At 63.2% G+C, this 13,337-nt stretch carries 11 protein-coding genes; 5 read left to right on the forward strand and 6 right to left on the reverse strand.

From position 1 onward, the window contains the following. Nucleotides 1-30 precede the first annotated feature (30 nt). From RHM69_RS07415 to RHM69_RS07425, 3 genes are all read right to left on the reverse strand, one after another. Nucleotides 31-2,925: an RHS repeat-associated core domain-containing protein gene (locus tag RHM69_RS07415; protein ID WP_200600956.1), complete on the reverse strand. Its 2,895-nt coding sequence runs from the start codon at nucleotides 2,923-2,925 to the stop codon at nucleotides 31-33. A 129-nt stretch (nucleotides 2,926-3,054) separates the two neighbouring features. Continuing rightward, complete coding sequence (locus RHM69_RS07420) at nucleotides 3,055-3,600, reverse strand: putative natural product biosynthesis protein (protein WP_014718802.1); 546 nt, start codon at nucleotides 3,598-3,600, stop codon at nucleotides 3,055-3,057. Between the two features lie 62 nt (nucleotides 3,601-3,662). Further along, entirely contained in the window at nucleotides 3,663-4,046 is a 384-nt protein-coding gene (locus tag RHM69_RS07425; RefSeq protein ID WP_003191740.1) for a DUF2946 domain-containing protein, read from the reverse strand. A 181-nt stretch (nucleotides 4,047-4,227) separates the two neighbouring features. Between RHM69_RS07425 and RHM69_RS07430 the strand changes: the two genes are divergently transcribed. Together RHM69_RS07430 and RHM69_RS07435 are read left to right on the forward strand one after the other, a co-directional pair. Next, nucleotides 4,228-4,836, forward strand: a complete 609-nt coding sequence (locus RHM69_RS07430) for an SCO family protein (protein WP_003191741.1) — start codon at nucleotides 4,228-4,230, stop codon at nucleotides 4,834-4,836. Beyond that, nucleotides 4,836-5,318 (forward strand): copper chaperone PCu(A)C, encoded by a 483-nt coding sequence (locus RHM69_RS07435; RefSeq protein ID WP_014718803.1) that lies wholly within the window; start codon nucleotides 4,836-4,838, stop codon nucleotides 5,316-5,318. The genes RHM69_RS07430 and RHM69_RS07435 overlap by 1 nt, the downstream gene beginning before the upstream one ends. A gap of 255 nt (nucleotides 5,319-5,573) precedes the next feature. Here the strand turns inward: RHM69_RS07435 and RHM69_RS07440 are convergent, their stop codons facing one another. Beyond that, nucleotides 5,574-6,482: a LysR substrate-binding domain-containing protein gene (locus tag RHM69_RS07440; protein ID WP_322255487.1), complete on the reverse strand. Its 909-nt coding sequence runs from the start codon at nucleotides 6,480-6,482 to the stop codon at nucleotides 5,574-5,576. Between the two features lie 205 nt (nucleotides 6,483-6,687). Between RHM69_RS07440 and RHM69_RS07445 the strand changes: the two genes are divergently transcribed. Both RHM69_RS07445 and RHM69_RS07450 read left to right on the forward strand, forming a co-directional pair. Continuing rightward, nucleotides 6,688-7,086: a helix-turn-helix domain-containing protein gene (locus RHM69_RS07445; protein ID WP_014718805.1), complete on the forward strand. Its 399-nt coding sequence runs from the start codon at nucleotides 6,688-6,690 to the stop codon at nucleotides 7,084-7,086. Nucleotides 7,087-7,144: 58 nt separating this feature from the next. Then, nucleotides 7,145-9,907 (forward strand): ATP-binding protein, encoded by a 2,763-nt coding sequence (locus RHM69_RS07450; RefSeq protein ID WP_168224288.1) that lies wholly within the window; start codon nucleotides 7,145-7,147, stop codon nucleotides 9,905-9,907. Here the strand turns inward: RHM69_RS07450 and RHM69_RS07455 are convergent. Then, entirely contained in the window at nucleotides 9,854-11,356 is a 1,503-nt protein-coding gene (locus RHM69_RS07455) for a winged helix-turn-helix domain-containing protein (RefSeq protein WP_322255488.1), read from the reverse strand. The genes RHM69_RS07450 and RHM69_RS07455 overlap by 54 nt on opposite strands. Nucleotides 11,357-11,451: 95 nt before the next feature. After that, nucleotides 11,452-12,402 (reverse strand): GlxA family transcriptional regulator, encoded by a 951-nt coding sequence (locus tag RHM69_RS07460; RefSeq protein ID WP_019816841.1) that lies wholly within the window; start codon nucleotides 12,400-12,402, stop codon nucleotides 11,452-11,454. Between the two features lie 181 nt (nucleotides 12,403-12,583). Between RHM69_RS07460 and RHM69_RS07465 the strand changes: the two genes are divergently transcribed. Continuing rightward, nucleotides 12,584-13,306: a pirin family protein gene (locus RHM69_RS07465; RefSeq protein ID WP_014718809.1), complete on the forward strand. Its 723-nt coding sequence runs from the start codon at nucleotides 12,584-12,586 to the stop codon at nucleotides 13,304-13,306. Nucleotides 13,307-13,337 lie beyond the last annotated feature (31 nt).

A 13,337-nucleotide genomic window follows, 5' to 3' on the forward strand; every position in this document is an offset into this window, starting at 1 on the left:
CCCGTGCTCTTTGGCCTGACGTTAAGCGTATTAACGGCGGTGAGGGTTCATCACCCTGACCGCCCGATAGTTAAGCCCACTGACGTGCTGGATCATCACCCGATAGGCGCCACGACCGCGCTGCCCGCGATAGCCCGGCAAGTCAAAACTACGGACATTCTGCCCGCCCGCCATGGCATGCCCGGTATGAAAGTCCAGGGTGCGGGCTTCCAGGCGGTTGATCACATTCCTGATAATCCCTCCCCCTACGCCACGCAGCTCATTGAGAACAGGCTCAACGTCAATCACGAGTCGCTCAGGTTCCAGCCCGGAGGAAGGTCCTGAGCTTACCGGTGGCGCGGCGGGCTCTTCAGAAGCGGAGCCTCGGCGACCCACGCTCGTGACCCTGGTTTGCGGTTGTACTTCGGTGTGGGTCAGCCCAGCCGCTGGACGCGGGCCGGCGCCCACCTTGCGTGCCGGGGCACGAAGCTCTATCCCGACAAACCCCAACCTCGCAAGCGTAAAACTAGGGTTACGCTCCGTTTGTGAGGCTATTTCAGCCTGCTCCCGGTGCTCGGTGGGCCCAATGTACCCATAGAGCCCGCCCCGCGCTGCCGGCGTCAGTCCGTAGGACAGGCGCTTAGTGTCTGCGGTGGCCAGTCGGTGTTCCAGAAAAAAGTCCGCCAACTCGCTGACTTCATGTTCGGTAGCGCCATGCCGATGGCCCAGCTCTTGCGCACCGGCCAATGCGGACTGCGCATAGAACGCTCTGCGCCGAACTTCAGTAGTGCTGAGCCGTTGATGCGCGTAAAAGGCGACACCCACCACTCCTGAAATCAGCCCAAAGTAAGCCAGCTCAACCCTGTATCCAACCTCTATACCAATCCCATGCCCGATCAACAACACCAGGAGCAGAACCGTCACCACCTCAAGCATCGAGCGGCGCTGTAAACCGTCTTCGTCTACATAACCCATGGGGTTGTTCCCCACCATCGCATACAGGTTCAACCCATCCACATCCCCCGCCGGGTCAGCGCTGATCCACCGCAACAACCACGGCGCGTAGTACCTGAAGCCGTAGTAATACAACCCGCTGGCGTCGCGCTCCTTGCCCGAATAACGTCGGGTTTTATAGTTCGCCTCCAAGGCGCTTTTTGCCGCCCACCAGGCGGTTGCGCCGAAAGGGTAATAACTTTCCTGGCTCAACAGGCCGGCTGCCTCGTCCAGCTCCAGGGTACTGCTGCCCAAATGGTCGTCGAGACTGAAGCGCAGTTGCTCATCCGGCATTTCCTCGGGACGCTGCCGTTCCCACTGTAACCCTCTGACCGAATAGCGCCCGCCCGGCGCGAGCATCACGTTCAACCACTCGCCATCCGGCCCGTGGCGATGCAGCTCCAGCCCTGGCAGATAAAGCACTTCATGGGTGTGAGCCTGCGTCTTGCCATGAGCCACGCGACGCTTGATGACTCGCTGGCCGGCGCCGTCGTACAGATACACCTCATCGTCATGTTCGCCATTGTCACGCAGCACCTGCGCGACGCGAACCAACTGGTTGCGCCCATTCCAGGTCAATGCCTGACCAGGCGCCAGAGCCTGGAGATTGCCACGTTGGTCAAAGCCGTTACCCAGGCCCGGCGCCTTTGCGCCCTCGCGGGCAATCACGCTGTGATTACTGTGTTCGCCCACCTGCATCCGTTGGGTATAACCGCTGCCGGTGCTGGGCACATGGCGCATCTGCGTCAGATTACCGGCCGAGTCGTAGGCATAGTAGCGGGTGTAGCTGCCCCAGAGACTGTCGTCTGTGGCGCCGAACGTGATTCGGCCCGGCAGTGCGGATGCGCCAGTATTGCGCGCGTTTTCACGGCCAGTGGCCTTGATCAATCGCGACAGGCTGTCGTATTCGAATGTGCTTACTGCCTCCACCTGCACGTTGCTGGCCCAGCGGGTCGGCTGCGCCGCATCGCGGATGCGCAACACATTGCCGACCCGGTCGTAGCTGTAGAAGAGGTCTTGCAGGCGCTTGCCTGCCGAATCCTTGAGGTGGGCGCTCAAGCGTGTCAAACGTCCATCGGTGTCCGAATACTCGGCAACGCTGACCACGCCATTACCCAGGCGTTCGCTCAACACCTGGCCCGAGGCGTTGACGCTGCGTTGATCCACCAGGGTCTTGCGCGCTCCGCTTTTGAACAGAATCTCGCTTTTCGTCAATTGGCCGTCGACACCGTATTGAGATTGCTGGCGATTGCCGCGCGCGTCGACCTGCTCCAGACGTTGCCCCAGCGCATCGTGCTGCCAAGTGGTGGTGAAGGTCTGGGCTTGCAACTGTGCATCCCGCTCACTCATGGGCAGCGGCCAGTCGGGCGCGGTGTGCGACGTGCAAAGGCGCCGGGTTTGCTCGGTGATGTTGCCTTGCACGTCGTAGCGCTCAACGAGCAAAGTGCCTGCCGGGTCATCGTGACGAATCATGCGCCCACAACGATTGCGCGCCGCCTCCGTAGACGTCATGCCCGCGTAGGTCATGCGCTCGACACAGCGTTCAACCGCCACCTCCTCCGTGCGCTCGAATACCGCCACGGGGCGCAGCAACGGGTCGTATTCGAACCGCTGGCGCGTGCCTCGACTGTCCCACTGTTGCACGACCTGGCCGCCACTGCCGAGCAAGCGCGTCTGACGGCCCGCATCCACGCTGTCGGTGCTTAGCACTTGCCCGCCCAAACTATAACGATGAGACAGATTGGGCGGCACGTCGGGGTCGGCAGCGTGCAACTCAAACAACCTGGGGTCCCACTGTTGCTGCAACAGGCCGCGAGCGTCGAACACCTGCCGCGTGACCTGCGCGCTGGGTGATTGCTGCGCGGTATTGCGAGGGTACGCCACGCTGCGCACGGTCAACCCTCGCGGGTCGACCACCGTCAGCGTGGGCGTGTTGTGATGCAAAGAAGACATAACCTGATGACCTGAAAACCAAAGAAGCCTAGAGCCTAGTCATCAAGTCGGTGCCAGCCTGCGGGCCCCGCACGCTGCGCCGTGTGCGGCGCTTCCGAGGGTGTCGTGAGGCTTACCGGACGCGGCGCTTCATGGCACCGGCAGCCAACCGCTGAAAGCGCCTTGGGCATCCAACGGGCACCAGGCAAAGTCCCAGGCGGGCGGCGGCAATGCCGGTCGCGGCGCGGCTATCGAAGGGTGATGCTTCCAGTCGAACAGCGTGCAATCGCGCCAGCTCAGGACAATGCCTGCCGACGGGCTGTCGTCCGTCAGCACCCAGCGCGCAGCAGCGGCGGCCATGAAGGCTTCGATCGGTTCCTCATCAATCTGTGTGCGGTACGCCGAACTCAGCAACCAGCGGCATACGTTCAGATGGTAGGTCCAGTCCAGCGGCGGCTGGTTGCGATAGGCCCAGGTCATGAAGGCGCGAAACAGGTTCAAGCCCTCCGGTGGGTCGAGCTTGAGCAACGCCGGACAGATGTCGAACAAGGTATGCCAGTGAGGCAGCAGGCGTGCATCCAGGTGCACGAAGCAGCGCGAATTACTCGGGTAATCAGGCAGCGCCGGTTGCGCACGCAGGCGCCGCGACGCCTTACTGACCAGGCGGCTGGCGCCGGCAGGCAATTGAGGGTTCATAGAGTGTTCTCACAATCGTGACGAGAGAATGCCTCCTGGTCACAGGAAGCCCAAGGCACACGTCAGGATGCGGGAGAAGCGCGGGGGTTGGCCGAGGGCCAGGAATAGCGCGGAGGCGCCTTGTTGCGCCGCTCATGGGCGACACGTGGGGTTTGCGTAAGACCGAGCAGCCAGGCCAGGCCGATCAGGAACACCAGGGCGACGGTAACCGCGTTGCACACCGGGCAGGCAAAGTAGTTCGAGATGTTGCTGGAAGACGGGTTTGCCAACCCTTTGTCGGAAATGGGCGACTGCCCGCCGTCCACCGAACAGAACAGCCCGCCGATGCCGTTGAGCTGCTGCCCCATCATCTGGCCATGCCCCAAACCGCAGGCGAACAGGTTCATCAGCACACAGAAGTACAGGGCCCAGGCGATCAGTGAGCGGTCAGAGTGGCGCAATTTCATGGCGGCGACTCTACCACCGAAGCCATAAAAGGACGAAATGCGCCGCGCCCCTGTGGCAGAACGTCGCAGATTACGCGCGCCGGCCAGGGTTGCTAGACTCTGTCCCCTTCTCGTTACTCCTTTTCAAAGCCTGGCGGAGCAGCTCCACGGCCCTACAGGCGTTTCACAGGATGCACAGTTGATGAGTACGTTATTCACCCGCCGCAAAGTGCTGACCGGCATGGGCCTATTGGGCCTGGGCAGCCTGCTGGGCGGCTGTGACTACAGCCCCAAGCTGAACTTCAAGTACGGCAAGGACCTCAGTGACAAGATCATGGGCCGTACCTTCAAGCTCAAGAACACCGACGGCGAAACCGTCACCCTGAGCTCGTACCGCGGCCTGATGCCGGTGGTGTTCTTCGGCTTCACCCAGTGCCCGGCCGTCTGCCCGACCGCCCTGGCCCGCGCCGCCCAAGCCAAGAAACTGATGGGCCGCGATGGCAAGATCATGCAGGTGGTGTTTATCACCCTGGACCCCGAGCGCGACACCCCCGAGATTCTCAACAATTACGTCAAGGCCTTCGACCCCAGCTTCGAAGCGCTCTACGGCACCCCGGAAGAAATCGCCGTGGCCGCCAAGGAGTTCGGGATCTTTTATGAAAAGATCCCCGCCGGCGACACCTATACCCTCTCCCACACCGCCACCAGTTTCGTGTTCGACACCCGTGGCAACCTGCGCCTTGGCTTGCAGGCATCCCTTACCGCTCAAGAGTGCGCAGAAGATCTGCTCACCGTCATGGAGGTCTGCTAATGACTGCCGTTCAACACCTCAAGCGTCTCACCCTCGGCCTCACCCTGCTGGGCCTCGCCGCCCACGCCAGCGCCCAAGTACAAGTAACCGACGCCTGGGTACGCGCTTCCGTACCCGGCCAGCCTTCCAGCGGCGCCTTCATGACCCTCACCGCCGACAGCGACAGCAAACTGCTGAGCGTCGCCTCGCCGGTCGCCAAAGACGTACAGATTCATGAGATGAGCATGAAGGACGACGTGATGCGCATGGGCCCAGTGGACTCGGTGGCCCTGCCTGCCGGCAAAACCGTCAAGCTCGACCCGAACGGCTACCACGTGATGCTGATGGGCCTGACCGGCCAGATCAAGGAAGGCGACCAGGTACCGCTGACCCTGACGGTGCAAGATGCCAAGGGGGAAAAGCAGGCTGTCGAAGTGAAAGCGACAGCCCGTGGGTTGGATGGCATGGACCATAGCAAAATGGACCATAGCAAGATGCATTGAGTAGGCGATTAAACCTACGGCCTTTTCTCCCGCGTAAGCGAGCTGCTTTTGAGCTTGATCTCAGGCGCCCCGTTAAACCACGCTGGCCGAACGCAGGCGGGGAGCCGAGTGGTGGGGGCATGTACTCGGTATAACTGTGTCGACCATCAGGCCGCCTTCGCGGGCAAGCCCGCTCCCACAAGGACTTCGTCTGGCGCTGATTCTGCGGGCAGTACATAGCCCTGTGAGGTGTCAGGTGGAGAGGAGTCAGCTCCATCACACGTCCCGCGCCATATGCTCCGCAATCCTGCCCCTCAACCAACGCTCCGCCGGGTCGTTGTCATGCACCCCGCTCCACACCATCGACAGCTCCGCCGCATCAATCGCAAACGGCGGGTCCTCGGCGCGCAGGCGTGTGCCTTCGGTCAATGCGCACGCGGCGTAATCGGGCACGGTCGCGATAATCTGCGTCCCCGCCAGCAACGCCCGCAACCCACTGAACTGCGGCACCGCCAGCACCACCCGACGCGAGCGGCCGATGCGGGCCAGGTCCAGGTCGATATTGCCGCTCAGGTCGCCAGAGAACGACACCATCGCATGGGGCCTTGCGCAGTAATCATCCAGGGTCAGCGGCGCCTCGCCGTCATCCCCGCGCAGGACCTTGCAGGGGATATCGCGCAGCTTCTTGCGCTTGGCATTGGCCGGCAGGTCGGTGGTGTAGCTGACCCCCACGGAAATTTCTCCGCTGGCCAGCAGCGAAGGCATCAACAGGTAATTGGCCCGGCGCACCACCACAATGATGCCCGGCGCTTCTTCGCGCAGGCGGCTGAGTGACGACGGAAACAGCCCGAACTCCGCATCATCGGACAAACCGATGCGAAACACCGCGCAGCTGGTGGAGGGGTCGAAATCCTTGGCACGGCTGACGGCGCCCGAGATGGTGTCCATGGCCGGTTGCAGCTCCTTGAGTATCGCCAGTGCACGCGCCGTGGGTTCCATGGCACGGCCGTTGCGCAGCAGCAACGGGTCATCGAACAAATCGCGCAAGCGGCCCAATGCAGCGCTCACTGCCGGTTGGCCGATAAACAGTTTTTCGGCGACCCGGGTCAGGTTTTTCTCGAACATCAAGGCTTCGAAAATCACCAGCAGGTTCATATCGACGCGGCGCAGATCGTTGCGGTTCATGGGTGCTATCCAAACGTTTTCCAGAGGGCCAGGGAAGCATGCACTGCACGCCTGGGATTGCATAGCTGTGCTGTCTTTTCCAGCACCGCACCTGGCGAAATTAACAACGATTAACTCGTCAGCCAGGCACTCGGGCAACAAGATAAAGCGCGTCTACACTGCACCCATCCACCGGGAACGTTCCCATCGACTGCGGATATTTGTCATGGCCCGACTCGAGCAATATGCCCCCCGGTTATCTCCCACCGGCGGCCTGTGCCCCCGGCGTGAGCGTATCGCCAAGCAACTGATCCTCGCCAACCTCGGCGAAAGCCTGGCGATTGCCGACCTGGCCCAGGCCTGCGCCTTGTCGCGCAGCCATTTTTCCCGCGCCTTCAAGTGCACCACCGGGCTGTCGCCCCAGGAATGGATTCGCCAGCAACGCATCCAGCGCGCCAAGGAATTGATTACCGGCTCGTCCCTGAGCCTCACGCAGATCAGCCTGGAATGTGGCTTTTGCGACCAGGCGCACTTTTGCCATATGTTCACCCGCAGCGAAGGCGTCAACCCGATGACCTGGCGAAACCACCACTCGCGTAGCAAACCTGATGTGATCGCTGCCTAGTGGTCTGCACGTACCTGGAATATGCTGGCCGCTCCCTTCCTCCAGAACCTGGGCAGCCATGAATGACTTGAGCGACCAGGCCGTGCATTTCGGCCCCTACCGCATCCACCCGCGCCAACGCCTGGTGCTTGAGGCCGGCCGGCCGCTGCGCCTGGGGCGGCGGGCGGTGGACATTCTGCTGATCCTGCTGGAGCACGCCGGCAATGTGGTGAGCAAACAGGAGTTGATCGCGCGAGTCTGGCCCAAAAGCGTGGTGGAAGACGGCAACCTGCGGGTGCACATGGCGGCGTTGCGCAAGGCACTGGGGGACGGCCAGGCCGGGCAGCGTTATATCGTCACGGTCGCCCAGCGCGGCTACAGTTTTGTTGCGCCACTGAGCATCGAACCCATGACGCTGCCCACCGACGGCGCGCCCCAACGCCCCAGCCATAACCTGCCCTTGCGCCGCACACGCATGATCGGCCGCCAAGCGCTGATCGACGCCCTGGTACAACAACTGCCGCAGCAACGCTTCATCACGCTGACCGGCGCCGGTGGCATCGGCAAGACCACCGTCGCCCTGCGCGTCGCGGAATTGCTGATTGGGCATTACCGCGACGGTATTCACCTGCTGGACCTGGCGCCGCTCAGTGCAGCGTCCATGATCCTGCCCAACCTGGCCGCCCTGCTCGGCCTGACGCCGGGCGAGAATGCGTCCCTGGCAAGCCTCGCCCGCAGCCTGCAGGCACGCCAGATGCTGCTGGTGATCGACAACTGCGAGCACCTGCTCGACGACATTGCCCTCATCAGTGAAACCCTGTTGCGCCATGCACCGCACCTGCACATCCTCACCACCAGCCGCGAAGCCCTGCGCGCCGAAGGTGAGCATGTGCAGCGCCTTGAACCGCTGGCCTGCCCGCCCGCCACCGGCAACCGCGCCCAGGCCCTGGGTTACCCGGCCATGCAATTGCTGATCGAGCGCGCCATGTCCCACCAGGAAAGCTTTGCCCTCAGCGACGCTGAACTGCCCCTGGCGATTGATATCTGCCAGCGCCTGGACGGCATTCCCCTGGCGATAGAACTGGTGGCCGCGCAAATCGAACGGTTTGGCTTGCCGGGCCTGCTGGTGCAGATGGAAGACAACTTTCGCCTGCTGACCCGTGGGCGACGCAGTGCCCTGCCTCGCCAGCAGACCCTGCGCGCCACGCTCGATTGGAGCTTTGACCTGCTCACCGCGTGCGAACAAATCTGCCTGCGCCGCCTGGCGGTCTTTCGTGGCGGCTTCAGCCTGGCCAGCGCAGCGGCGGTAATCGCCGGAGAGCAGGTGGCCCCCGCCGAAGTGCTGGGCTCGATTACGCAACTGGTGGCCAAGTCGTTGTTGAATGTGGAGGCCAGCGATGACGAGATGGTCTATCGCCTGCTGGACATCACCCGCACCTATGCCCTGGAAAAGCTCAGCCAGGCCTGCGAGCTGCATGCCACGCGAGAGCGCCACGCCGCCCGCTGCCTGGCACTGATGGAACAGGCCCAGGGCGATTGGGATTTGATCGCCACACAGCCGTGGATCGACCGTTACGCACCGCTGCGCGAAGACGTGCGTGCCGCCCTCGACTGGGGCTTTGCCGAGGGCGGTGCGCAGTTGCTGGCTATCCGCCTGACGGTCAGCGCGATGCCGCTGTGGCAAGAATTGTCGTTGCTGCGTGAGCACGGCGGCTATGTGGACCAGGCGCTGGCGCTGATCGGCCAGGTCAGCGCGCCCTGCACGCAATTGACCCTGCAACTGCAATTGGCGCTGGGCAGCCTGTCCTATCACGCCATGGGCGCTGCGCCTCGGACCATCGCGGCGTTTGAGGGGGCTGCGCGCCTGGCCGAGATGCACCAGGACCGTGCAGGCCAGTTGCGCTCGGTCTCCGGGCTGATGGCGGTGAACCTGTGCGCCGGGCGCTATGGCCCTGCGCAGGAGCTGAGCCTGCAGTTTGATCGCCTGGACCCACGCACCGAGCCGTTGCTGGACCTGAGCGCCCAGCGGCTGCGTGCGCTGGGCCAGCATTACACCGGGAACCAGGCTCTTGCCAGGCACCACGCCGAGCAGGTGCTGCAGCGTATGTCCCAAAGTGGTCACGTGAACCGCTTTGCCCTCGGGGTTGGCGTGCAATACGACCAGAGCGTCGCCTCCTTGACCGTGCTGGCGCGAATCCTGTGGTTACAGGGTTTTCCCGAGCGCGCCTGGCGCACCGCCAGCCAGGCGCTGGAGCTTGCGCTACAGATCAACCACGGCACCTCGATCTGCTACACCCTGGCCCTGGCTGGAGTGGTGATCGCCCGCTACAACGGCGCCGAAGACGACGCCCAAGCCCTGCAAAGGCTGCTGCTGGAGCAGTCGCACAAGCATTCTGTGCAGTTGTTCCAGACCTGGGCCGGGCATTACGCCGGTATTCTTGGCCAACCGGATTGGCAGGGCCTGGGCCTGATCCAAGACACCTTGATCACCTTCGGCACCCATGCTGTGGATGTGCCAACCCTGGAACGCGCGCGCAGTGGCGCTGCGGGCTGGTGCGCCCCGGAGATTCTGCGGGTGTACGCCTTGCAGCTAGAGGATGAGCACGCCGCGCAAACCCTGCTGCTGGAGGCGCTGGGCCTGGCGCACCAGCAAGGCGCTCTGGCCTGGGAGCTACGCTGCGGCGCATCCCTGGCGCTACTGTGGCAACAGCAAGGGCGCATTCAGCTCGCCAGGGACTTGCTCAGTTCAATCCATGCACGCTTCAGCGAAGGCTTCGCCACCCGGGATCTACTGCGCGTGCGCTGCCTGCTCGACGAGTTGCAGGACAAGCGGCCGGCCTGAGAACGCGCCCAGGCAAGGCGCATAGCCTTGTTGCAAACGCTCGACCTGGCGCGGGTCCCGCAGTTGCCCCAAGGCGTAGCTGCGCACGCAGTTGAGCAGGCGATAGCGCGGCGGGCCCAGGCCGGGCTCGACATTCAGCAGCGAGACGTTGACCAGGCGCGCCAGCAGGTAAGACAGGTCGGCATGTTCGAGCTCGGTACCGGCCACCAGGTCACTCAGGGTGGGTAAGGTGACTGCCATCTTGAACAGACTCAATTGCAGAAACAGCCAGCACTGCGGCAGGCTCAAGCGCTCGTAGCTCCAATCCAGGGCCGCGGTCAGTGATCGATGGCGCGCCACCGCCGTGCGGCGCCCACGGGCCAGCACTTGCAAGCCCGTGCGTACTTGCATCTGCACACCGCCGATGCCCAACGCATCCACCTGGGCCGCCGCCAATTCCAGGGCCAACGGCAGGCCATCCAGGCGCCGACACAGGTCGCGCAGCGGCGCCACATCCTGAGGCCGCAAATCAAACCCCTGCTGATTGGCACGCGCGCGCGCCACGAACAGTTGCACCGCAGGACAGGCCATCGCCTGTTCGACATTGGCCGACGGCGCCGGCATCGCCAGCCGAGGCACGCGCACCACCCACTCGCCAGGGGCCAACAAGGCTTCACGACTGGTGATCAGCACGCTGATGCCAGGCGCCATCTCACGCAGCGCACGCAGTAGCTGTCGACACGCGCCCAGCAGCAGGTCGGCGCCATCGAGTATCAGCAGTAACTGACGCGATGCCAGACGCCGGCCCAGTTCGTTGAGGCTGGCGGGCGCCGAATGCAACAGCAAGACCCTGGCCAGGTTATCGAGCAGCTCGCTTGGCGCTTGCACAGCGGCCATATCGACCCACCATACGCCGTCGCGATAACGCGGCAATACCCGCTCGGCCAGGGCCAGGGCCAGCGTGCTCTTGCCAATGCCGGCCACACCGGTGAGGGTCAGCAACCGCTGCGCGGCCAACCGTCGCGCCAGCACGCCCACCAGTTCATCACGCCCCCTCACCGGGCTGAGCCGTGCAGCCAGGTTGTGCTGAGGCAGCAGCGTCGGCAGCGCGTCCTGCGCAGGCGCAGCGAAGCAGTAACCGCGCTGGGGGTGATTGAGGATCCAGCGTTGGCCGTCCAGCGCACGACGCAGCGCGGCGATGTGCACGCGCAGGTTGCTGTCCTCGACGACGCTGTTGGGCCACACCCGTTCGATCAAGGTCGCCTTGCTGATGAAGTGCCCGGGCGCTTCAAGCAGTACCGCGAGAATATCCAAGGCTCGCCCGCCCAGCGGCACCGGCCAACCCGCCTTGCTGACCAGGCGCTGCTGCCGATGAAAGGTGTAGGGGCCAAAGCTCACCGCCGTACCATTTTGCATGTCCGTCACAGCGCTGAAACACCCGTGCTTGAGTGCCTGCGCATCCTTTTCCATGGGCTCGACGCTATCTTGCCAGTTGGCGATGACAGGACAATGCTGGCACGGGGAGCAATACGGACAATCGGGTGCCTGAGACGGACAGGGTGTCGTTAACTGAACTGTTGTCGGTATTGGGTAGGGTTCAGCCCGAGCTTTTCGCTGAACAGAAAGCGCATATGCCGCACGCTGCCAAAGCCGGCGTGGAAGGCCACGGTCTTGAGCGGCAGGTCGGTGGTTTCCAGCAGGTGCCGGGCCCGGTCGATACGCGCGCCCTGCAGGAACGCCATGGGCGTCATCTGCACGTCCTTGGCGAACAGCCGCGCAAAGTGGCGCGCGCTCATCCCGGCCAACTCAGCCATGGACTCGATGGTAAAGGGTTGATCCAGATGCGCCAGGACGTGGTTCTGCACACGGGTGATCGGGGTTTCCTGGGGCGCCACGGCGGCAGTCATCGGGCTGAACTGGGCCTGGCCGCCCTGGCGTTTCATCACCACCAGCAGCACCTTGGCTACGTCCACCGCCACTTGCTTGCCATGGTCCTGGGCCACGACCGACAGGGCCAGGTCGATACCCGCAGTGACGCCCCCAGAGGTGATCAGGCGCCCGTCCTGCAAATAGATGCGGTCGGTTTCGACGATGGCGTTGGGAAACGCCTTGATCAACCGCTCGGTGTAGTGCCAATGGGTGGTCACGCGGTGCCCGTCGAGCAAGCCTGCGTGGCCGAGCACAAAAGCGCCGGTGCAGATCGAGCCAATACGCCGAGCCCGTGGCGCCGCAGCTTTGAGCCACGGTAACAGCGCGGGGTGGCATTCGTTATAGGCGCCGGGGCCGCCCGGCACCAACAGCAAGTCATAAGCCGCCTGGGCCTGTTCCAACAGCAGGTCGGTCTGCACGCTCACGCCATTGGAGGCCTGCAACGGGCCGGGCTCAGTGCCGATGGTCAGGATCTGGTAGTGATCGGCCGCTGGCAGGTAGCGGTTGGCAATCGAAAACACTTCCAGCGGCCCGGCCATGTCGAGCAGCAGGAAGTCCGGGAACAGCGCCATGGCCACGGTTTTCATAAGCGGGAAATGTCCATCGAGAAGGAGTGCGGCGAGCATTATGGCACGACTTTAACTGTCAACCTGAAAGCGACAGTTATTCTATTTTCATCTTCTTAATCAATCATTCGTTAACCATTAACCTTCTTCTCAACGCAAGCGCCCTGCATCTCGCAGCCCGCGCTCACTTGAGGACTGGACCATGCTGACCCTTCGCAAAGCTTCCGAACGCGGCGCCGCCAATCACGGTTGGTTGAAGTCGTTTCATACCTTCTCATTCGCCAACTACTGGAACCCCAAGGAACAGGGTTTTTCCGACCTGCTGGTGATCAATGATGACCGCGTCGCCGCAGGCAAAGGCTTCGGCCAGCACCCGCACCGCGACATGGAGATCTTCTCCTACGTGCTCGAAGGTGCGCTGGAGCACAAAGACACCCTGGGCACCGGCTCGGTGATCCGCCCCGGCGATGTGCAACTGATGAGCGCGGGCAGCGGCGTGGCCCACAGCGAGTTCAACCACAGCCAGCGTCACGGCGTGCACTTCCTGCAAATCTGGATCGTGCCCAACGAAGCCGGCGCCAAACCGCGCTATCAGCAAGAGCATTTCACTGAAGCGCAAAAACGTGGGCGCTTGCAGTTGATCATCTCGCCAGAGGGTGCCAACGGTTCGCTGAAAGTGCGCCAGGACGCACGGGTGTATGCCGGCCTGTTCGACGCTGACGAAAGTGCCCGCCTGGAACTGGCACCGGATCGCTACGCCTACATCCATGTGGCGCGCGGCAGCATTGAGCTTAACGGCCAGCGCTTGCAGGAAGGCGACGGTGTACGCGTACGGGACGAACGCCAGATCCGCTTGAGCCATGGCGAAGACGCCGAAGTGCTGGTGTTTGACCTGCGCCCCAACGAACTGCCGCAAATGCCATGACGGTCGCAGTGATGGTCCCGCCAGCGGGACC

The sequence above is a fragment of the Pseudomonas sp. CCI1.1 genome (assembly GCF_034348165.1).
GTDB lineage: Bacteria > Pseudomonadota > Gammaproteobacteria > Pseudomonadales > Pseudomonadaceae > Aquipseudomonas > Aquipseudomonas paracarnis.

Coding starts and splice junctions, on each gene's coding strand:
- RHM69_RS07425 (WP_003191740.1), bottom strand. CDS start 4,046: ATGAAATTGCGCCACTCTGACCGCTCACTGATCGCCTGGGCCCTGTAC.
- RHM69_RS07450 (WP_168224288.1), top strand. CDS start 7,145: ATGAATGACTTGAGCGACCAGGCCGTGCATTTCGGCCCCTACCGCATC.
- RHM69_RS07440 (WP_322255487.1), bottom strand. CDS start 6,482: ATGAACCGCAACGATCTGCGCCGCGTCGATATGAACCTGCTGGTGATT.
- RHM69_RS07420 (WP_014718802.1), bottom strand. CDS start 3,600: ATGAACCCTCAATTGCCTGCCGGCGCCAGCCGCCTGGTCAGTAAGGCG.
- RHM69_RS07465 (WP_014718809.1), top strand. CDS start 12,584: ATGCTGACCCTTCGCAAAGCTTCCGAACGCGGCGCCGCCAATCACGGT.
- RHM69_RS07445 (WP_014718805.1), top strand. CDS start 6,688: ATGGCCCGACTCGAGCAATATGCCCCCCGGTTATCTCCCACCGGCGGC.
- RHM69_RS07415 (WP_200600956.1), bottom strand. CDS start 2,925: ATGTCTTCTTTGCATCACAACACGCCCACGCTGACGGTGGTCGACCCG.
- RHM69_RS07430 (WP_003191741.1), top strand. CDS start 4,228: ATGAGTACGTTATTCACCCGCCGCAAAGTGCTGACCGGCATGGGCCTA.
- RHM69_RS07455 (WP_322255488.1), bottom strand. CDS start 11,356: ATGGAAAAGGATGCGCAGGCACTCAAGCACGGGTGTTTCAGCGCTGTG.
- RHM69_RS07460 (WP_019816841.1), bottom strand. CDS start 12,402: ATGAAAACCGTGGCCATGGCGCTGTTCCCGGACTTCCTGCTGCTCGAC.
- RHM69_RS07435 (WP_014718803.1), top strand. CDS start 4,836: ATGACTGCCGTTCAACACCTCAAGCGTCTCACCCTCGGCCTCACCCTG.